This window comes from Cellulophaga baltica (assembly GCF_900102165.1).
In the GTDB taxonomy this organism is placed as follows: domain Bacteria; phylum Bacteroidota; class Bacteroidia; order Flavobacteriales; family Flavobacteriaceae; genus Cellulophaga; species Cellulophaga baltica.
On sequence record NZ_FNBD01000006.1, the window covers coordinates 274732 to 296943 of the forward strand.

Sequence of the window (22212 nt, forward strand, 5' to 3'; positions counted from 1 at the left end):
AGTATTGAGTATTGAGTATTGAGTATTGAGTATTGAGTATTGAGTATTGAGTAGTATAAAAAAGCCTCGAAGAAAATTCTTCGAGGCTTTTTTAATTGATTTAAGTAGCAGAACTCTGTTCTAATTTTAATCGATATGAGGGCAATATCCATAGCATAAAAGCGTATTAAGTACAAGAACTTAAAAAGTATCCCATGAAAAAATCCAGATTATTTTTAGGAATGGTATTCGCTGCAACATTGTTTGTTTCATGTTCAGACGACGACAATGATAATGATGTCGAAGAACCGCTAGACCAGCGTGAACTTATATTAGGAGAATGGAATTACATCTCACAAACTTTAAACGGTGAAGATATTGAATTTAATGATGAGTGCCAAAAAGAAAATGAATATCAGATTTATACTAGTGATGGTGTTTACCATCAAACCGAATTTGAAAACATTACAGGAAATGGATGTGAGCAAGTCGCATCGACCGTAGGTACTTGGAGTATTGAAGATTCAATTCTAAACCTAAACATAGGCAGCGATCCTGAAGACCATAGCGCCCTAACTATTTTAGAATTATCAGAAAACACCTTAAAGTATCAAATCATGACTGATTATGATGGTGATGGTGTCCTAGATGATTATATTGGAATTTTATCTAGACGTAATTAATGTCCATTAATAGGCATAAAAAAACCCTCGAAGAAAATTCTTCGAGGGTTTTTTGTATAAAATAGTCTTTAATTATTTCGCTTGTTCGTTGATCGCATTGATACCAATATTCCCTTGAGCAATAACTGTTTCTAAATCACTTGCACTTTGGTGTACTCTAATGTTTCCATCAAAAAACAACAATTCATCAAACGTAATTGCCGTACCGTTATCTAACATAGAAACTTCCGTTGTACTTTCTTCACAATTACATTCAATAGGTGCTAAAGTAATGGCAACTTCACCTGTAGAAGTTACATCATCTAAATAAATAAATGCTGGGTGAATATCATTATTAGAATTGGTTAAACTCAAGAAGATGGTTGTTGTACCGTCTTCTTTTTCTGTAAATGTAGCCGTTCCAGAAATTTCTGCATTATCAGCAGCATTTAAAGCAAATACTTTAGTACGTAATTCATTTTCAGTAGTTTGGTTTTCATCTTTAGAGCAACCAACAAAGGTAAATGCCGCTGCTAAAAACAATACTAGGGAGATTTTTTTCAAGTTCATATTTAGTTAAAATTAGTGTTAATACTCGCGCAAATGTATATAAAGGAATTCACATTTATTGATGCAATCAACGCATTTTTTATTGCGAAAAATGCAATTCTTTTAAGTGGTTCAAAAAAGACGATAATAGGTTTATTTTTAACGCTCAAAAGCAGTTATTGAAAATTATTCCTACATAGAAAATTATCCTAATTGGCCCTAGTTTATTCTTAAAAATCAATTCTTCAGATAATGGAGCTCTCCATGTGGGTTACAATCTGTAAATTTGAATCCCAAATAACAAGCACCCATTAGTTACCTTTAATACGTAGGATGAATTGAACGAGTTTATTCAAGAAAATTCAAAGGCAATTTACCATATTCTAGCAACCGTTGGAACCGTAATTATATTACTCGTAATCACCAATTACTTTCATAAGTGGTTAAAAGCTAAGCTAAAAGCAAAATTTCCTAATCAGGATTCTAGTACCTTAGACTTGCTACGTCGTATTCTTAAGACCTTGTGGATTGTTTTAGGGTTCATTTCTTTGATTTTTGTATTTATAGATGAGCAGTATTACCAGCGGGTACAGAAAGATTTCTGGCTGATTTTTTACTTAGGTTTTGTTCTTATCCTTACCATTATTGGGGTCTCTGTTGTGCAAATGCTTTTTGCGCATGTTATTGCCAAACGGGTAGAAGAAAAGAGCGATCCTACGAGTTACAAATTTTTACGAAATCTGGCCGTATTTGGCGTGTATTTTTTAGGTGTCCTTTTTGCTGTGATGGCCTTCCCTTCATTACGCGGTTTGGCACAAACAGCCTTGGGTGGGGCAGGAGTCATTGCCGTTATTGCCGGTGTAGCCTCTCAAGAAGCCCTAGCAAATTTAGTGGGCGGTGTGTTTATTATCACCTTTAAGCCTTTTAAAATTTTTGATATTGTTCGTATTTCTGATGATATGGTAGGTACGGTTATAGATATTACCTTACGCCATACGGTGATTAGGAATTTTGAGAATAAAATGATTGTGGTTCCAAATTCCATCATTAACAAAGAGAAGCTCATTAATTATGATTTAGGCGATCGTAAATGTTGCCAATGGATAGAGATTGGTATTTCTTATGATAGTGATATTGATACCGCTAAAGAGATCATGCGCGAACAATGTACCCAACATCCAAGTATTTTAGACAATAGAAATCCATTAGATATAAAGAACGGAGATCCTAAAGTGCTGGTGCGCGTTATAGGTCTCAATGAATCTGAAGTTACGCTTAGGGCATGGACCTGGGCAAAAGATTATCCGTCCTCATTTGTCATGAAATGTGATCTCTTAGAAAGCATTAAAAAGGAGTTTGATGCCAAAGGCATCGAAATTCCGTTTCCACACCGTACTATGGTTTTTAAAGAAAACCAGTTAGCTGAATTAAAAGAACAATTAAAGCCGAAAGATTCTTAGTACACATTGGGATATAGTTTTTTTATACCTGTTTTTTATTGTTATACCGAATCAGAATACTTGTGTATTTGAGATTATCCTGCGGATGATTTTAAATAGCGACGAGATGAAGCGTTGGACTTTTAAGTTTTATAGATGAACCTACAGAACAGATGATAATTTAGTTGATTTTGATTCAATTGAGAGAGGAGTCCCTATATTTTATATTTTACATACGCGAGCTTTTTGAATTATCCTGTGGATGATTTAGAAAGTCGGCGAGACGATGCAAGTGGCATTATGTATTCATTGACTTATAAGTCTAAACGGGATAGCAATTTTACAAAAGTGAAGAGGTTCTTAAATATTCTATTTTACATAATATAAATTATAGTACAAATAGACGTCATAAGTAAAACGGCGCATAGTGTTACAGCTAATTTAAAATCAAGACATGAATAAATTAAAATCAGTATAGTATTTGTCAATTATTCTCCAATTTAATTGCCTTATAGAAAATAACGTAACATTCCATTTTCGATTTTTGCTATAACAATATTATCTTTAATGTCTATTTGTCTAATTTTGCCCTCTGCTTCTATGTCTTTATTCCAAGTAACACCTCCGTCGGTAGTTTTAAAAATTATATTGTCAAGAAAAGAATAACCTACTGAGGTATCTAAAAACACAAAATTTGTATTAGGTAATAAAGTTTCTACTGTTTGCCAAGTAAATCCGCCATCTATAGTTTTTCTTAAACGAAATGGACTGTTGATATCACGAAATGTTAGCATGTAACCATTATTAGGATCTAAAAATTGAATTTTATAAACAGTAGTACTTTCATTAAAATCTAATTCTAAATCGTGCCAAGTTACACCACCATTATGAGTAAATAGTAAAGAAGGTTTTATACCATAAGATACATTACCTCCTCCTGCCCAAAAATGGTCATCGTCTAAACGAAAACCTGTACGAATAGTAAGGTATTCATAATTTGGATCATAAATAACGTCAAAATTTTCTCCATCTTTAGTTTGAAAAACTTTTTTGTTTCCACTTACAAATAATCCATTTTGTAGATCATCGCTAACACTCATCGCCGCAATGCCTCCATTCACATCATCAATTTCGCCAAAAATAATTTCATCATTACCATCAACACTACCTCCTGCTGGTATTTTTAATAATTTTAAACTTTCTGCCCAACCCTCATCGGTTGGAGTAGCATGAAAAGCATTGGTAAAACCTTGATAAACCCAACGTTCAAAAGTTAATCCACCATCTAAACTTCGTTCTACAGATCTAATAGTAGTATTATTTACACGAATGGCTCCATAATAAATTCTTTCAGGTGTAACCAATTGTGATGTCCATATCGTTTCATCAAAAGAGTTTTCCGTTCTAGTAAAAGCCCATTTTCCAGGAATTTTAGCTAAAATTCCTATATTTCCGCTATAATCGTTAGCTACCTCGAAATCAATCTGACGACCTTCCATATTAATTTCTAAATCAGGAATTCCATTTTCAACCAAAGGCAGCTTTACTTTAATCGTGGTATTGCTTAAAGCTATAATTTCTGAGTTAGTCCCGTCAAATAAAACACTTACTTTATCACTATCTTCAATAAAATTGGTGCCATTAATTTCTATGATGTCACCGGTATACCCAAAGTTTTTAGAATAAAATTGAATCTTGGCAATTTCAATTTGCTGTTCTGGTAATGAATCATCAGTTGATTGCTCATTTTCTGAACAAGATAATATTAATGTACATAGAATTCCTATTAAAATTGAAGGTGAAAAATATTTCATTAGTTTAGTTTTTTAATAATATTTTAAACGATTAAAATTATGAATTATTATTGCCTTTATAAGGCTTTAGAAATTATATAGATTAAACCACCTGCTTACTCTTTAGCTTTTTAATAATTAGGTCCATTAATTATAGTACAAAAAGGTTGCTTTGTAGCTTGTAGGGGAATTCACGTTTGTAAACTATAATGATATTATGTAAAATAGCATATTCGAGAAAATTTCAATTTACAATCTTAATATCTATAGATGTTCTACTCTGCCAACCGGTTTGATCAGTTACCAGTATGCACAATGATAATCACCAGTATCTATATCATTTAGCAAAAAATCCGTTTTTAGCATTCACATTACTGAATACTGTTTCAGATGTTATACCCTCAGAAACAAAACCGATGCTTACACTTGCATCTGCTTCGATACCTGCGGTATTCCTTAAATTATTTTCATGTAATTCAAAAATGTAGTTTTCAAAATTGATTTGATCTGTCGGTACTTTATAGTCTCCATAATCTCTGTACGTAAGCCTGGTTCGATAAAACCACTTATCTTTTATAGAACTTAAACCCGCAGAAATGCCTAATAAATCATTATTACTTTCACCAAGAATATTCACTTCGCCATCAAAATAATTCGGAGATGGTATTTTATTGGCTTGTATATCAACAACTCCGGCAATGGCATCAGATCCGTACAATAAAGAAGCGGGGCCTTTAATAATTTGTATGTTTTGAATACCGTGTTGGTCTATTTCTATTCCATGGTCACTTCCCCATTGTTGTGCTTCATGTTTTATACCGTTTTGTACAACAGCTACACGATTAAAACCTAAACCTCTAATGACAGGTTTAGATTGCCCAGAACCAATTGTAATAGTGCTTACTCCAGGTATTTTACTTAAAGTTTGCATTAAACTATTCTCTCTATTATTATTTAGAAATCCTTTAGTAACCGTTTGAGAAACTATAGGAACTTCCATAGCTTTTCTTTTTTTAGTTTTTTCACTAACTTTTACTTCGTCGAGAACAGTGGTTGATTCCGTTAAAAATATTTTAAGTTCATTCATATTTGGACCCACATCAATACTAATTGTTTCAGATTCACAACCAATATGAGATATAGTAAACACGTACTTGCCTTTGAACACATTATTTATGGTAAAAGCACCAGTTGATGTTGACACTGAAAAAAGTTTTTCTCCGACGATAGTTGCACCCTTAGCAGGTTCTAAGGTGTTCGCATGTATTACAAACCCTTTTATTTGATAAGAATTTTGCGCAAGCGCGGTTGAGCACAGACTAAAAAATAGTCCTACACTCAATATTTTATAAAGCATATTTTTATACTATAAGATTTAAATTGGAGTCCTTTAAAATGAACCAAGACAAAGCCTATAAGTTTAACCATTTGAAGAATATGGTGCATCACGAATTCCAAAAACACTTTTAGGGTAAAAAGGGCTCAAGGAGAATTCAAAGTGCAAAGGAAAAAATGTATAGAAAACTTATAGCAAAAAAGGCGGTGGTCTACAAAAAAGCTTGCTTGTTACTATAGTATTTATAACGGTAGTCTTGTAATTGCTCGCAAATTTTTTTTCGATTGGAAACACCTTGTTTTCAATATGAAAATCAACTGTGGAAGGGAAAATAATTGGGGTTAAATTATGTGCAATGGCATGGTCACAAATGGCACAGACATCATCTACTGTATCGTCAGTCGTATGTGACAACGCATGAAGACCTGTTATTTTCATAGATAGAAAAAGAACAAGCAACAAATAGGTGATAGTATGTTTTATGCGACTAGGCTTCATTAAAAATTGAAACGTTATGATGTGATTGGGCTGTTAGTGATATGTTACTTATTTTGCAAAGATAGTATCTTTTTTAAACTAACGCAACTAAGTTGCGTTAGTTATTTTAATAGTAGACCATAGCAATCTGTAAGTATATAATTAAAATGCTCCACATCATCCTTATTGAGTTTTAAGATGCCCGTTATGCTAACCACTTGATCTGTTTTGAACTTGGGATGCACAACAAATTGAAGTTCTATAACCGTTTCTGGACCGCCTTGACCACAAAAAAAACAAGCAGACATAGGACCTTTTGATAGTATGAACAATTTCCCATTTGGGTCAATATTTAGAAAATATCCTGTCACGGTAATTTGTTTTCCTTCCAAATCTTTTACGGATCCAGAAAATTCAGGATACAAGAAATAGTCATCATACGCAGGGAAAAACTTATCTGTGTATCTAACTTTGGCTAAATCTGCCCATGAAGTTTCTCGTTGACTATACCCTAGAGCGTATGTAAACAGTATAAATGTGAATAAAATTTTATTTTTCATTACTTAAAATTGTTGCTATATCCATCTTTAAAATTGGATATATAGCCAATAAAACGGATACTGTAGTTAATATAATAATTGAACCTCCGGTGTGTAAAAGGTCTTGATAAGGCAATTCTTGGAGCATATATAATTTATCATCTGCATTCATCATTTTGAAGACGTACTTAAGACCAATTTTCAAGAACAAAAAACCTAAAGCAAAAGCTGTAAAAGCGATTGTAAACCCTTCGTAGGCTACTATTTTAATCAATTGAAAATTACGTGCGCCATAAGTTCTTAACAACGCCAAATCAAAAGCACGTTCCTTGACCATTTTATAAAGACTTGTGAAAATCATAATTCCAGAAATTATAAGTATGATATAGGCAACTGCTGTGATTGTCTTAAAGCCAACACCGGTATAAGCATAAAGGCGATCTAACTCATATTTTGGCAACGCAGCTTGCAAACCCACCTGTTTATTAATTTTTCTGGGCAGGGTAACCAATCCCCTTGGGTTTCTAAATGTGATGAGTAAGGAGGTTATTTCTTTGGAATCGTCATGTTCTTCATGGGCATGCCCATCATGGTGTTCTTCTGATTCTTCAAGATGTTCTTCTTTATGATCATGAACATCCCAGACACTTTGTAAATTGGTTATAATTAAACGATCTATGACTTTTTTAGTAGGCTTTAAAATACCTACTATCGTTAATTTATCAGAATGTACTTCAACAGTAGCATCCACTAAACCATGAGTGCTCAAAATAGTATCGCCAATATTAAGTTTAAGGTGTTGTGCAACACTGTTTCCTAAAACCACATCCATAGATTTTTTAACACCACTCCCTTGTTCCAATTCAGCATGATAAAGGGATCCAAAATCTGCCGTTGTTCCCACAATTCTATATCCTTCATAGTTATCGCCATACGAGATTGGTACCGCCGATTTTATCATTGGATTTTTGCCGATCTTCAGTGCTTCTTGGTAAGATATATTTCCCGTAGGATTATCTAGATGCAACACTGAAGCCAATACAAGTTGTAACGGACTTCCTTTAGCACCCACGACCATATCAATACCACCCAAATTACGTTCCATTTGGTATTCGAAGGATGTTTTTAGTTGCTGAATTCCTAAAAGCAAGGTAATACTCAGCACTAAAACAAAAACGCTCAAAAAAGTATAAAGCGGTTTAGATTTTATATTTTGCAGGCTAATCTTCCAAATATTCATAGGGTAATGACGTTTTGAAAGAATGGTTTTATTCTAGAGTCGTGCGTAATTACGATGAGGTTTACCTTAGTTTTTTTTGCTTGCGCTATCAATAGTGCTATTACAATCTTACAGTTTTCATCGTCTAAGTTAGATGTTGGTTCATCTGCCAAAATTAAACTTGGTTCGTGTATAATGGCAGATGCAATACCTAAACGTTGTAATTGTCCTTCGCTGAGTTGGTGCGCTTTATGATGTTGAATTTTGTGTAGGTCTAATTGTTTTAGTAAAACATCAATAGCGGAAGGTTCTATTTTGTGTTTACTAAAATAAAGGCGTGCTTGTAAATTTTCTAGAACACTTAATGAGCTTATAGCGTGATTCTTTTGAAATACTAAGCCTATTTTTTCTCCTCTAAATTTATCTAATTGACGATTGCTTAGTGTATTGATAGCTATAGCATCAATCCTAATTGTTCCATGTTTAGGTTTTAATAACCCTGCTATTAGATGCAACAAGGTTGTTTTTCCAATACCCGATTTTCCTAAAATGAGTAGATTTTCATTCTGTTTCAAAGTGAGATCTGGGAAGCTAAAGCTAGTATCCTTTTTTTTATATTGAAAAGTAAGGTGATCTGTTTGTATCATTTTTAATTCTTTAAAACCTTCTTTAATTTTTTTTTAAGCTATTGGCCATGCATCTTGTTGAGGAAATTGTTGATTTTTCCAAAGGTCTATTTCACAAGCTGTAAGTAAACATTCCTCTAACTCCCTTAGCATTTCATCTTTGTTCATATGCTGCCCTATAAAAACCAACTCTATTTTTCGGTCTCCAAACAAAGGATCCCAATTTGCTTCAATTTCATCCTTATGATCAAGAAAAGAGGCGTAAGCTAAACGTTCTCCAAAAGTCATAGAAGCCCACCAAACACCTGCATTATCTGCTTTACATGAACCACCTGCAGAGCTCCACAATAAAGCATGATTAGTTCTTGAAGCTAACCAAAACAACCCTTTGCTTCTGATAATATTTTGAGGAAAATTTTGGTTCAGATATGTTAAAAAGCGCTCTGGATGAAATGGCTTTTTACTTCTAAAAACAAAAGAACTTATTCCGTATTCTTCTGTTTCAGGTACATGATCATTTTCTAATTCTCTTAACCATCCAGCAGACGCTTCTGCTTTTTCATAGTCAAACAAACCTGTATTCAGTACACTTTCTAAAGCAACCTTAGATTCATTGGCAGTAAGTATGCGCGCTTCTGGATTTAATTTATGTAGAATAGCATGTAATTCATCAAGCTGTTCTGGACGTACCAAATCAATTTTATTGATAATAATAACGTTAGCAAATTCAATTTGATCGGTCAATAAATTAACAATAGTCCTATCGTCACCTTCAATAGAGGTAAGCGCTCGTGTGGTTAAATAATCTGAACTTGAAAAGTCTTTTAAAAAATTAAATGCATCTACTACGGTAACCATAGTATCTATAAAACTAAACCGACTTAAATCTATTTTACCATCTTCACTTTCAAATGTAAAAGTCTGTGCTACGGGAATAGGCTCACTGATCCCTGAGCTTTCAATAAGTAAATAATCAAATCTGTTTTCGGCTGCCAACTTTTCAACTTCTACCATAAGATCTTCACGTAAAGTGCAACAAATACAGCCGTTAGACATTTCTACTAATTTCTCCTCCGTTCTAGAGAGCGTGTTTTCATTTGCAATGAACTGAGCATCAATATTAACCTCACTCATATCGTTAACAATCACGGCTACTTTTATTCCTTTTTTGTTATGGAGCACATGGTTTAACAAGGTGGTTTTACCAGCACCTAGAAAACCACTTAATACAGTTACAGGTAATTTTTTCATGTGATTTATTGTTTTGTATGCTTACTACTTCTGCTATTCTTTTTGTGGGGTATTTTTATCAATAACTTGATTTTTTGAAAGAATGGATGTAATAATTTTTTGTAATAGATACGTCTCACTTCCTGGGCCAATTGTCAACAATTTAGAGCCTGTTATAGGAACACCATTAAAAGGCCTTATATGCACTTCGCCATCTGGAGTGCGCTCAAAATAAGTATAATGTGCATCGTCACTAATTATCGTACAACCCTTAACTCTCAGTAAACTTTTAGGAAGTGCCGCACAAATACCATCAATAGCTTTGGAATGGGGCAAATTTGGCAAATCTACAGCGCATGAAGCCCAGTGTGCTTTTTGATGGTCTAACTTTTGAGCAGAATTTAGAGAAGGTCCTAATTCAGGTAACAATAAAACATCTAACTGCTGCATGGGGATTACTTTCGCGGTTGGATTCCATATTTTCAATTGCTGTATAACTTCTGCTTTGCGATTCTCTGATACCTGTTCAAGATGTGATAAAACCAATAGAGAAGAAATTTGAATTTGGTTTGCTTCCAGTTCGTTATGTGCTCCCCTTTTTTGCCAGTTTTTAACATCTACCACAGAAATTTGAATGGGTGGTAAAAACCGATCATGAAGCCCTACCCCCAAAAACTCCATTAAGGAACAAGCATCTGATGTTCCGTTGGCTTCGATAAGTGTAATCCCGTTTTTTCTATCAGGAATTCTGTTTACCGTATTTCTAAGTTCCATAATACCACTACAACAGATACAGCTACCGCTTAAAGGCTTAATAGCATTTGATGCCATCTGCTTGGTTAATTGTTGTGCATCTAAATGGGCATTTTCATAATCGTTTAGAATCACATAGGGGTTAAACCCTTGTTCAATAAAACTGTTAATTAAGAACCTTAGTAAGGTAGTTTTTCCTGCTCCTAAAAAACCTACCACCGTAATTATAGCCTCCATAATGCAATAGGTTTTATTCGTTAGATTATTTCAAATTGATTCAACTTGTTCATTTTTTCGATTAAATCTCCTGTAATGGCAACTACAGCAGGTTTTGGGATACCATCTTCATCAAAAGGCCATGTACTGGTAGGGTTTTTCAAATCTGTAGTTTGTTCCCCTGGGTGTTGCACACTTAAGAATAAAGTTTTTCCGTCTGGTGAAAACCAAGGTCCCGTTAACTCCGCATCTTTTGGTGCTGAAGCGACACGAATTACCTTGCCTGCATCTTCACCAAGTCTAGGAATTACGAATAGACTATTATTTTTGAAAACCATATAAGGCTTATCTTTTTTATTCATAGAATTACCCGACATATCTGAAGTTAACCAAAGGTTTCCTGATAAATCAAACGCTAAATTATCTGGACAAGAAAAACCTTTTTCTTCTCCGCCAGCCAAATAGGTAGAAGCTTTAAAATGTAAAGCATCAAAGGCACCATTATTTTCTTCTATTTTTAAAATAGAACCGTGAACATCTCCTTTCTGTTTATTATTTGTCAACGAAATAAAAATGTTTCCCGTAATTGGGTCTATTTCGATATCCTCTGGTCTATTTAATGCAGTACCACCAAGAAGTTTGGCTGCTTCTCGTGCCCGGATCAATACCTCGGTCTGATCTTTGAAATTACTTTTTAAAACGGCTTGAGTTTCCCAATCTAATGCCAACCAAATACCATTGATAGTATCTGCTACAAATAAAGTTCCCTCCTTTAAAGAACCTGGCTCAGATGAAATAAACTTGTATAAATGTTCATCATTTTTATCATCTGCGGTATAGGCTACTACCCTTTTATCTTCTAATTCATATAAGGTGCAACACTCGTGCGCAAATCGTCCTAAGGCAATATGTTTTTGAGCTGTGCCATCTTTTGGGTTTACTTCTACCACCCAGCCATAATGTTCTGGTGGATAGTCGTAAAAATTTTCCCAACCGTAAGAACTAGGTCTACGTGTAGCTACATTATTTGTATCGTATTCGGTTTCTCCAAAGAAACCATCATAGTTTTCCTCACAGGTAAGAAAGGTTTTCCATGGTGTAATGCCGCCAGAACAGTTGCTATTCGTGCCAATAATAGTCGATTTGCCTTTTATGGGGCTGTCCCAATTAACGCTTATTGGTGTTTTACCATTAATTCGGCGATTATGAGGGTCGTTTTCAACGACTTTCCATACGCCATTCTCTTCTTTGATCCTTACGATGGTACCCCCCACATCATACATCTCTTTATCAACCTGCTCTTTGGTTCTATGTTCAAAAGGATTTTCATATTTTCTAGCATCAAAATCAGAAACAAAAAGTGGATTCACATATTCATGATTAACCCATAGTAAACCGTCTTTCGGGTTGTTTTCATCGAAAGGTATAAAACATGTGAAATCATTATTAAACCCAAATGTATCTGTATCGCTTATTTTATCTCCCCACTTTATAATGGTATGATAATTTAATCCCTTGGCTAATAACAAATCGTCTGTATCAGAAGCAACTAACCCTTCCAAAGCAAAAGCTTTTAAAGTGTTTAGTCTTTCTTTTGAAATGTTTCCGAATCCGTTAGTAGGTGTTGCCGTGCTACCACAGCTTACTAAAAACTGTGGCATAACTACAGTTCCTAGTCCTACTTTACCCATAAAGGAAATAAATTTTCTACGGTTGTATTCCATACTTTTTGTGCCTAAAAATTTTATAAATAGATTTAATGTAATCGCTCTTGTCCTATAATTTTTAAAAACTCATTCCGGGTATCTGAATCTGAAAAACAGCCTCCATATTCCAAAGTCGTAGTAAAACTGCTTTGGTCTTTTATTCCTCTGGAAGACACGTACAAATGTTTTGCAGTTACCGAAACAATAACATCTCTAGTATCCAAGATATTTTGCAAATCATTTAAAATTTGAAGTACTAAGCGTTCTTGCACCTGAGGACGGCGCGCATAATAATCTACCAAACGGTTAATTTTAGATAACCCAATAACCTTATCTTTAGGCACGTAGGCCACATGGGCATGTCCTACAATTGGTAAAAAGTGATGTTCACAAGCTGAGTCAATATTAATATTTTGTTCCACAAGCATTTTTTGATACCCGTATTTATTTTCAAAAGTTGAAAGTTTTGGTTTGTTCACTGGGTTTAAACCATAGAACAGCTCTTTTACATACATTTTAGCAACACGGTATGGAGTTCCTGATAGGCTATCATCTGTTAAATCTAGTCCCATTTCTTCCATGATCATTTTAAAATGATGTTGAATGTTAATGATCTTTTCCTCATCTGATTTCTCAAATGCATCTGTACGCAGCGGCGTTCTAATACTTGCTGAGAAGTGATTATCTCCCGTAATTTCTACTTGACTCTTATCCATTATTTACACAACATTTATCAGCATTACATTTACAGTGTTTTCTATTATACAAGTGCAGTGCGACCAAGGCAATAGCAGGTATATAAACGACTGGTTCTGGTAAGGCTATTAGTTCTAGTTTTTCATTTAATAGTATTGCAGCCAATACCAACCAACTTAGCCAAAGCGCTGGTGCCAGCCATTTAATTGTTGTGGTTTTTGTAGACCATTGAATGGCAACAAATGAAATAGCTAAAAATAAATAGTCCATAAATTTCCACCATGCTGGAGGATCCTCACAACAGAAAACTGAACCCGCTTGAGCCATAAAAAGAAATGGCGTGGCCATACAATGTACAAGGCACAAGCTACTTGCCAAAGTTCCAAGAATATCTGCTTTCTGTTTTAATACGATCATTCTATTTCATTATTATTACAACTGAGTTGCAAATGTAGAAATAATATTTGTTATTGCAACTCCGTTGGGTTATATTTGTTTCATGGGAGTAATTAGAAAGACAAAAGCGGTTGAAGTTTTGTTAGCAGCATTTGATACTAAGGCTGTAGCACTTTCTGCCAAAGCACTTATTGATCAGCTAGGTACTACATTTAATAAAACCACCATCTATAGAGTTTTAGATAAACTGGAAGATGATGGTGTACTACATTCTTTTTTAGGGAAAGAAGGATTAAAATGGTATGCTAAATGTCATGGTTGCACTTCAACTGCGCACCATGACGTTCATCCTCATTTTCAATGTCTTAACTGTGGGAAAGTTGAATGCTTAGCGGTAAGCGTTACGCTTCCAAAAATACCGAACAGAAAAATAGAAGTATCCCAATTATTAATTCAAGGGAAATGTGAAGAATGCTTTATTTAAATTTACTTTTAATCACCTCTTAAGAAATTCTGAACTAAATTTTCCCTTTGTAAATTTTCAAATTAAAGAACACAATCAGATCACCCAAAGAAAAGGATAGTCTCATTAAAAGTCCATGATAAGTACTACTGGCCGTTAATTAATAAATGTTTATTCCTAGGGTTTTATTACTTTTTAAAGGAATTCCTGAACCATAAATGAAGCTTGACTATTGCTTAAGCAGTGCTCTATAGGAATAAAACTAATTTAGCGTAGGATATAGTGATAAGCGTTCTGTTCTATGAAAAGTAATGTGGCCTGCAAATGGAGTTGGTGCAGTAATCGTGGCTTCAAAAATAATGCTATTTGTCTCCATATCTATTTCTATACTTTTACCAAAAGGTTGAGCGCCTGATGTAATACCTCCAGGAGAAAACAACATATGATTATTTGCTTCTAAATAGTCTACATCAGATACCACCCTAGAATAGGTTTCTTCTCCCCGTTCTTTACCATAATGCCATATTTGTTGAATAGTACCATTAGTTTCGTCTATTTTATACTGTACTGCCCTACTGTATGGTCCCAGACCAGTATAGTTTCTATTATCGCCATTATCAAAAAGTATAACAGACCCATCTGCCAATACCTTAGTGGCATGTTGGTACCAATTCCATTCAAAATCAGAATGATTTTCTGTACCATCTAGAATAGCTTCATTGGTAATTGCTGAACCGGAAGCATCTAACGGTTGTAATAAATTAGAGCTAAGGTCCTTTAAATTACCTGAAGTTTTCCAATCTGCATGTGGTGCCATTATCCAAACCACTTCATTTGCTGCAGTAAGTTTTACCACACCTTGTGTTCGTCCTGAAATAACTAAAGTATCATCACTAGCATCATAACTAACACCGTTTACATGAATCCAATCCTCGGAATCGGTAGTCAATGTAGTTCGGGTATTATCTAAAGATTCATTTAAATCCCAAATAGTTATAATTTCATTAGCAGACCTGTCTATTTCTATAATATAATCTTCTATCGTACTCGCATCATGCTTGTCTACCAAAACAATAAAATTTCCATTAGGTTTTTCTAGTACTTCATGGTGAAAACTAAAACCAGGCATATCCCAAGTATTTATAATGTTTCCAAAAAGATCTACTTCATAAATTGCATCTGGCTCATTATTCGCAAAATAAAAATTACCATTTGCCAAACGACCTGGACCGTTATCATAGTGTAAATTACTTAATATAGGATGTTCCTTGTAATTTAAATACCACCTAATAGCTCCGTAAGAGTCAAAAATAAAGGGCCTAAAAGGGTGAATGTCAGTATCGTAGCCATAATAGCTTACCAAGGTCATTCCTGCTGCCATTTGGCTTCTATCTGCTGTGTTTATTGTAATTTCTGGCATAGCAGAAATAAGGGAAGCTGTTTGTATTTTAAGTGTTTGAGTGCATAAGGAAACCTTGTTGGTGTCATAAAAAGTGAATTCTACTTCATTTTCATAATCTGGATATAGTCCATGAACCGGTATCTCAATATTAGTTCCAATTTCAGGAAAACTTTGAATAATATCAGCGTCAGCGCCATTTTTTCCGATAACACGCATAGTTACAGAAATAGGTTCATCGGTATTGAAAATAACAAGTGCGGATAAAGGTGCGTACCCTGAAGGGTTTAGAAGCGTTTGTACTTCAATGGCTAATTCATCCGAACAACTAAAAATTTCATTTTCAGTAGAATCAGTAGCTACATTGGAAACCGAATCATCATTATTACAGGATACTATAAACAACCCCAATAAAACAAGTAGTTTAATTTTTCTTATATCCAAGGTATCATTATTTAAATTAAAATGAGTTAAAATGTAAATATACACATTACACTCCCTTCCTATTGTCTACTCGCATAAATAGTATGTTATTAGCATCGGCAAAAAAAATGTAACACCAAATTTTGTTAAGGCAACTGCTTACTCAAAAATCTTAAGTTTATATACCATCTTAAGTTTTTATACCATAAACAAAGCTCAAATTACCCTACTACAAAAGCCGAAACTAACTCCACTTGGTTTATTTGGTTTTGGAACGGGCATCATAGCTTTTATTTTTAGTATTCTTATTTATCAGTCTAAAACAAAGGTTTATCACCTCTTTGCGGAAAACCGCAGTTTAGACAGCTTTTTTAATTTCAGAGGGAAAAAAAGGCTTTGTAGGTAGAATTCTAGGACAAAAAAAAGAAGTGCCTCCTCACCTACTATTGTTATCATAAAAAAGTATTTTAGCTGCTAGATGAAGGATATATTTAAAAAATTTAAGAAGTATCTAACAACGCCCTACCCGTATTACTATGACAATACCAAAAGAGTGCTTTTTTTGTTGTTACTTATTTCAGTCTTAAGTTTTGGCTTCTCGTACTTTTTTGAACCTTTTGAAGTGAATGCAGCAGAGCATAAAATTAATTCCATAGCCATACTACTCGTGCATGCTTTTATTCCATTTCCTATAGCCTTTTGTTATTTCAAGCTAGTAGATAGGACCTTAAAAGAAGATACCAAGTGGACACTCGGTAAAGAACTTTTTCACCTCTCCATAATTTTGTTACTTATAGGCATAGCCGGTTTTTTAATTCGGGATTTTATTTATACTAACCCAGATAATTGGTCTCTCACCTATTTTTGGGAAGAAATACGGAATACCTTTTTAGTAGGATTTCTATTAATTATTATTGTGCTCCCCTTAAATCTAGAGCGGCTGATACATAAACATGCACATAGCGTGCAACAGCTAATCAAGAAGCAAACCAAAGCTGCACACAACAAGCTTATTTCCATTAAAGATGCTGCTTCACAGGAGATTTTTGAACTACATAGTAGTGAGTTTCTTTTTGCTAAAGTAGAAAGTAATTATACCGAAGTGTATACGTTTTCCGCTACGGGAGTTCATAAAACTCTACTTCGTATCACCCTTAAGGAATTAGAAGAACAATTAACCCCCATGGCTCCCCAAGTATTCAAAACACACCGTTCTTATCTGGTACATTTAGGGGCTATTGAAACTATTACAGGAAATGCGCAAGGATATCAATTAAGCTTGAAGAACTGCGCTACAACAATCCCTGTTTCGCGTTCCACTATCGCGCGCTTTAATGCTGTGTATTCTAAATTGTAAGAACTTGCCCTTGTATTTCGTCACATTTGCGTGTACGCCATCACAAATCAAAAAAATCATTCAAATTAGTTTTTAGGTTTGTTTGCAAAACATAAAAACAAGGATTTGAAAGAAAAGAAACGTAGGTATGATTTAGATTGGTTTCGTGTTATTGCCATACTTGCAGTATACCTGCACCATATAGGGATGCCATTTAATGGCGATACTTTTCACATCATGAATGAAGATTCTAGCAAGCTTTTGGATGATATCATGGTTTTCTTTGAGCAATTTAGATTGCCGCTCCTTTTTCTAATCTCAGGAACCGGAACCATATATGCTTTTTCTAAAAGAACATGGCGTCAGTTTTTAAAAGAGCGCAGTATTCGGTTAATCATTCCTCTTATTTTTGGGGTCTTGTTTATTGTGCCGCCACAAACCTATTATGAACATATAGCTAGCTATGGTTCTTATCTAGATGTTTATAAAAGTGGCGCCTTTGAAACCAACCATTTATGGTTTATTGAAAACCTCTTCGTGTATTCTGTTGTACTTATTCCGCTAATTCTGTTCCTGAAATCTCCTAAATCGGATAGTGTTATGAGGTTTTTGGATAGTATTTCGGCTAAAAAATATGGCATCTTACTTTGGGTCCTTCCATTAGTGATTATTACAATGCTTCTAAAGCAAATCTACCCGAGCGATTCTAAAGCTATAACAAACCTCTCCTCTACCTTTTATTACGGTTACTTTTTAGTAGCGGGAATGCTATTTGCCTCCTCAAATACAAGTTGGACCCACCTAAAGGCGTACCGGAAATTTAACGCGATAGCTTTTATCTTAAGTACGGTCATATTTTACGGCTATTACTTGTTGCCCAATGCCTATATAACGCCATATCTTTCTATTAACGCAAGGTGGAACGTGTGGTATCTAGTGTGCGGATTCCTAAGCTGGACACTCATAACGACAGTACTGGGTTATGGACAAATTTGGTTCTATAAAAAGAGTAGATTCCTACAAAAATGCAATGAGGCCATTTACCCGTTTTACATCTTACACCAAACCATCATCGTCATTCTGGGTTATTACATCATCCAATTAGAACTCCCTATTGTCGCTAAAATTGCCATACTTCTAATAACTTCTTTTCCTGTAGTCATACTTATATATAGGCTGCTAATTTATCCCTTCAAAATTCCTAGACTATTATTTGGGATGAAAAGGAATTAACCTCTAGTGGCTAATTTGAATGGTTATAGCAATTGGAAAATTATTGTATTCTCTCTTTCAGGATAGGGTTAAAAATAATCTTAATTTATCCCTAAATTCCTAGTGGATCTGCAGTACCTGTACTTTTACTTGTCTACTTCCTTAGGCTTATTTAAATCATAAATCAAAGCTAATTTGTAAGCACTGTCTCGATAACCTGAAAAGCGCCCAGAACCACCACTATGGCCGCTAGAAAAATCTGTTTTAAGTAATATTATATTTTCATCTGTTTTAGTAGCTCTAAGTTTAGCCACCATCTTGGCAGGTTCCCAATACCCGACCCTAGTATCATTAAGCCCCGTAAAAAATAATAGGTTAGGATAAGCTTGTTCTTTTACATTATCATACGGGCTATAAGACTTAATATAGCCATACTGCTTTTTATTCTGAGGGTTACCCCACTCATCATATTCTCCAATGGTTAATGGCAATGTTTCATCGAGCATGGTATTTACAACATCTACAAATGGCACATCTAATAGTACGGTTTTAAACAATTCTGGCCGTTCATTTACCACAGCCCCCATTAGCAAACCACCGGCACTAGCTCCTTCTGCCACAATACTACCTTCCTTCGCATAATTATTTTCAATTAAATACTCTGCGCAGGCTATAAAATCTGAAAAAGTATTTTTTTTATGAAACAGTTTACCGTCTTCATACCACTCATTCCCTAAATCATTTCCTCCTCTAACATGTGCTATAGCATAAACAAAACCTGCGTTGACCAGATGGTGCACTTTTGGGCCACTGGCTATATCTTGTCCGGCTCCATAGGCACCATAAGAGCTTAGGTATACTTTATAATTATCTCCTTTTCTTTTAGCGCGCCATTTGCTACTAATGAGTGTTAGCGGAATTTGTTTTCCATCTTTAGCCGTTACCCATTTACGTTCAACTACATATTTAAAATACGGAAGTGTAATAGGCTTACTATGCTGTTTCACCATGCGTTTTTCTTTGGTCTTCATATGATAATTAAACGTAGTCAGCGGCGTTTCAAAAGAGCTGTAGTTAAACTGTAAACTATCCGTTTTAAAATCTGGATTGTATCCTAGAGTTACATTGTAAAATTCCTCGTCTAATTTTAGAAAGTGACTGTTTTTAGTCGCTAAGTCTATAACTTTAATTCGCCCTTGAGCTTTTTCTTTTTCATTAATCACCAAATAGTCGTCAAATAATTGAAAATCTTGGATTAATACTCCTGTTTGGTGCGGAATTATATCTACCCAATTTTCTGCAGAAGGACTATGAATAGGAGCAGCAACTACTTTATAATTTAAGGCTTCTTTATTGGTAATTATATAGAATAGTTCCTTGTGTTGAGCTGTACCGTAGAGATGGTTCTTTTCCCGCGGCTGAATAACTTTAAAGGCGCCCATAGGTTCTTTGGTTTCTAAATACCAATTCTCCGAAGTGGTACTACTTCCGGTATTCAAAAAAATATATTCCTTGGACTTTGATTTTTGAATGCTAACGCTAAAACTAGGATCTTCTTCTTGGTATACTATTACATCATTTTCAGGCGCTGTACCTAACACATGACGCAATACTTTGGAAGAATTTAATGTTTTTTCGTCCCTATTCACATACAGAAAACTAGCATTATCCAACCAAACCATTGATCCGATTTGAGCAATGGAATCTGCTAAATATGTTTGGGTTTTTAGATCCTTAATTTTTAAAACATAGGCATCTTTACCCGTAGTATTTTCATAGATACTAATAAATTGGTTGTTTGGGCTAACCGCCCCAATACCTGCATTGTAATAAGCTTTGTCTTTTGCTTCTATAGTAACATCTAATAATTTTTCTACTACCGTATCATTTTCAACCGCTTTTCTATAATAAATAGGGTGCTCATCTTCTTCTGTAAATGCGCTATAATACAGGTATCCATTTTCTCTAATTTGCAATGAAGTACTATTTTCTTCTACCCCTTTTATTAATTCTTTATAAATAGTTCGTTGTGCTCTTTTAAGTGGAATGTTATAATTAGCGGTGTACTTATTTTCTTGGCGCAAATATTCCATCACAGCGGTATTATTGCTAGGTGCTTGCGTATCTTTTAGCCATGCATAGTTATCAGTATAGTTCTCACCATGAATTTTAAAACTTGAAGGTACTATTTTTGCTATAGGCGCTGGCATAGCATCATTCCGGATGTGTTTATCTCTAAATTGCTGCTCCAAAGGCGCCTCTTTTTGCATATCCCTCCTGATAATGGTATCTATTGCGGCTATGGCATTATTCTCGCTGTAAACTTGCCAAAAATCAGCATCATAATCCAATGGCAATTCATACAACTGATTAGACATAGTATTGGCAAAATTTTCTTCTTCAGAAAATTTCTTTATGTCTTTAGTATTGGTTCCTGTGGTTTTGAATTCTGAAATGGCGGAATAATACGTAGTGGCTTGACTGATACTGTCTTTATAAATAAACTCATCTTCATGTCTCATGGCAGCTATGAGATACTTGCCCTCTCTTTTCTTAAATCGCACATCTAATTTATAGTCAAAATGTTTCACTTGATTATAATCATAACCACAAAAATATTGCTTAAGATCATTGGGCACGGCACACTCATAGCGCAAAATTGCTAGGTCTTCTCTATCAATATAAATTCTGCCTTTTAATAATTTACGATTATTAGCCGTACGCCATTGGCGTCTGTTTGAAGCCGTTTCAATAGCATCCAATTGAGCCTTAGTGGTTTTAGTATGAAAATCTAATACGTAGACATACGTACCTGTTTCATCTAGCTCCTCTGAAACCGTAAAGTTAAAATCACGGCTAGCTTTCTTTCCTAAAAAACTCTCTTGGTATTTTACCCTATTTCTAGCAAGTAATCCTAAGGGGCCACCTTCTATATTGGCATGAAATTCTTTCTTACTTAAGCTACTACTAGCTCTTGCCTTTACAATATGTACCTGTTCTTCTTTTAAAGTTTTGTGATGAAAATGAATTCTGTGTAAAGAGTTTGTATCAAAGTTTAACATCCCATTACCCAACAGATCAAACGGATTTTGATAGTCTTTCCACTTATAGTTTGCGTTCGTATAGGGTGTCTCATAGTAGGTACATACAGCATCTGAATACTTAATATATACCCCATTTTCTTTCATAGTTTCCCGATAATACCCGGTAATATTAGCTGGCGTATCTGTATAATTTGTCGGAATTTTTTTTATAACTTTCTTTAATAAAGCCTTTGCACTAGGCATTTTCTCTGGCTTTAATACAATTTCATTTAAAGCAACGGCTTCGGATGTCATCTGAATAATTTGGCCACTTCTAGTTCTAAAATCTGCTACTGTAAATTGTAAATCTTCAAAGCCCAAATAGGTGATTTTAATGGGATAAGCGTCATACTTATTAGGAATAGTAATTTCAAAATTCCCATCACCATCCGTCACTGTTCCTAGACCAACCTCACCTATGGTAATATATGCATAACTTAAAGGTGCATTACTCGCCGCTTCTACGACGGTACCACTAACTAGTGTTTGATTTAATGTACGCGATTCTTCATTGGTTGTTTGTGCAGTTGCAGATAATACTAAAAATAATGTTAAAAATAGATGTAATCTGGTTTTCATAGGTATCTGGTAGTTTTTAGTAATTAACTGAGCTCTAAAACTAAGAACTAATTAATAGCAAAATGTTAGCGTATAGTTAATTTTTTATATAAAACATCAAA

18 protein-coding genes are annotated in these 22212 nt (G+C 34.6%); 5 read left to right on the forward strand and 13 right to left on the reverse strand.

Annotated elements, in window-relative coordinates:
• Positions 1–194: 194 nt before the first annotated feature.
• Entirely contained in the window at positions 195–662 is a 468-nt protein-coding gene (locus BLQ19_RS12365; RefSeq protein WP_074538551.1) for a lipocalin-like domain-containing protein, read from the forward strand.
• A 72-nt stretch (positions 663–734) separates the two neighbouring features.
• On the opposite strand, the gene BLQ19_RS12370 is transcribed toward BLQ19_RS12365, so the two are convergent.
• Complete coding sequence (locus BLQ19_RS12370) at positions 735–1205, reverse strand: hypothetical protein (RefSeq protein WP_217637582.1); 471 nt, start codon at positions 1203–1205, stop codon at positions 735–737.
• A 323-nt stretch (positions 1206–1528) separates the two neighbouring features.
• On the opposite strand from BLQ19_RS12370, the gene BLQ19_RS12375 reads away from it, so the two are divergent.
• Complete coding sequence (locus tag BLQ19_RS12375) at positions 1529–2650, forward strand: mechanosensitive ion channel family protein (protein ID WP_074538553.1); 1122 nt, start codon at positions 1529–1531, stop codon at positions 2648–2650.
• Between the two features lie 488 nt (positions 2651–3138).
• Here BLQ19_RS12375 and BLQ19_RS12380 read toward each other — a convergent pair whose 3' ends face one another.
• The 10 genes from BLQ19_RS12380 to BLQ19_RS12430 form a co-directional block, all read right to left on the reverse strand.
• Positions 3139–4443, reverse strand: coding sequence for an IPT/TIG domain-containing protein (locus BLQ19_RS12380; protein ID WP_024480972.1), 1305 nt, complete (start codon positions 4441–4443; stop codon positions 3139–3141).
• Between the two features lie 316 nt (positions 4444–4759).
• Positions 4760–5779 (reverse strand): TonB-dependent receptor, encoded by a 1020-nt coding sequence (locus tag BLQ19_RS12385; protein ID WP_083332241.1) that lies wholly within the window; start codon positions 5777–5779, stop codon positions 4760–4762.
• Positions 5780–6357: 578 nt separating this feature from the next.
• Positions 6358–6795, reverse strand: a complete 438-nt coding sequence (locus tag BLQ19_RS12395; protein ID WP_074538555.1) for a hypothetical protein — start codon at positions 6793–6795, stop codon at positions 6358–6360.
• The gene (locus BLQ19_RS12400) at positions 6785–8014 is read right to left on the reverse strand and encodes an ABC transporter permease (protein ID WP_074538556.1); all 1230 of its coding nucleotides are present in this window, start codon (positions 8012–8014) and stop codon (positions 6785–6787) included. Before BLQ19_RS12400 ends, BLQ19_RS12395 begins: the two co-directional genes overlap by 11 nt.
• Positions 8011–8640: an ABC transporter ATP-binding protein gene (locus BLQ19_RS12405; protein WP_074538557.1), complete on the reverse strand. Its 630-nt coding sequence runs from the start codon at positions 8638–8640 to the stop codon at positions 8011–8013. Before BLQ19_RS12405 ends, BLQ19_RS12400 begins: the two co-directional genes overlap by 4 nt.
• 33 nt (positions 8641–8673) lie before the next feature.
• A complete protein-coding gene (locus BLQ19_RS12410) occupies positions 8674–9870 on the reverse strand; it encodes a GTP-binding protein (RefSeq protein ID WP_074538558.1) in 1197 nt (398 codons plus the stop codon).
• A gap of 33 nt (positions 9871–9903) precedes the next feature.
• Positions 9904–10839 (reverse strand): GTP-binding protein, encoded by a 936-nt coding sequence (locus tag BLQ19_RS12415; protein WP_074538559.1) that lies wholly within the window; start codon positions 10837–10839, stop codon positions 9904–9906.
• Between the two features lie 20 nt (positions 10840–10859).
• Positions 10860–12509, reverse strand: a complete 1650-nt coding sequence (locus BLQ19_RS12420) for a PhoX family protein (RefSeq protein ID WP_254788366.1) — start codon at positions 12507–12509, stop codon at positions 10860–10862.
• 65 nt (positions 12510–12574) lie between these two features.
• The gene (gene folE, locus BLQ19_RS12425) at positions 12575–13240 is read right to left on the reverse strand and encodes a GTP cyclohydrolase I FolE (RefSeq protein ID WP_175444433.1); all 666 of its coding nucleotides are present in this window, start codon (positions 13238–13240) and stop codon (positions 12575–12577) included.
• Positions 13233–13637 carry a MerC domain-containing protein gene (locus BLQ19_RS12430; RefSeq protein ID WP_074538562.1) on the reverse strand — a complete coding sequence of 135 codons (405 nt, stop codon included), beginning with the start codon at positions 13635–13637 and terminating at the stop codon, positions 13233–13235. The genes folE and BLQ19_RS12430 overlap by 8 nt, the downstream gene beginning before the upstream one ends.
• 82 nt (positions 13638–13719) lie before the next feature.
• Between BLQ19_RS12430 and BLQ19_RS12435 the strand changes: the two genes are divergently transcribed.
• Positions 13720–14100: a Fur family transcriptional regulator gene (locus BLQ19_RS12435; RefSeq protein ID WP_074538563.1), complete on the forward strand. Its 381-nt coding sequence runs from the start codon at positions 13720–13722 to the stop codon at positions 14098–14100.
• A 241-nt stretch (positions 14101–14341) separates the two neighbouring features.
• On the opposite strand, the gene BLQ19_RS12440 is transcribed toward BLQ19_RS12435, so the two are convergent.
• Complete coding sequence (locus tag BLQ19_RS12440) at positions 14342–15922, reverse strand: aryl-sulfate sulfotransferase (protein ID WP_175444434.1); 1581 nt, start codon at positions 15920–15922, stop codon at positions 14342–14344.
• 457 nt (positions 15923–16379) lie between these two features.
• On the opposite strand from BLQ19_RS12440, the gene BLQ19_RS12445 reads away from it, so the two are divergent.
• Complete coding sequence (locus BLQ19_RS12445) at positions 16380–17258, forward strand: LytR/AlgR family response regulator transcription factor (protein ID WP_074538565.1); 879 nt, start codon at positions 16380–16382, stop codon at positions 17256–17258.
• A gap of 105 nt (positions 17259–17363) precedes the next feature.
• Positions 17364–18470 (forward strand): acyltransferase family protein, encoded by a 1107-nt coding sequence (locus BLQ19_RS12450; protein ID WP_074538584.1) that lies wholly within the window; start codon positions 17364–17366, stop codon positions 18468–18470.
• A gap of 125 nt (positions 18471–18595) precedes the next feature.
• Here the strand turns inward: BLQ19_RS12450 and BLQ19_RS20940 are convergent, their stop codons facing one another.
• Positions 18596–22111: a prolyl oligopeptidase family serine peptidase gene (locus BLQ19_RS20940; RefSeq protein ID WP_083332244.1), complete on the reverse strand. Its 3516-nt coding sequence runs from the start codon at positions 22109–22111 to the stop codon at positions 18596–18598.
• Positions 22112–22212 lie beyond the last annotated feature (101 nt).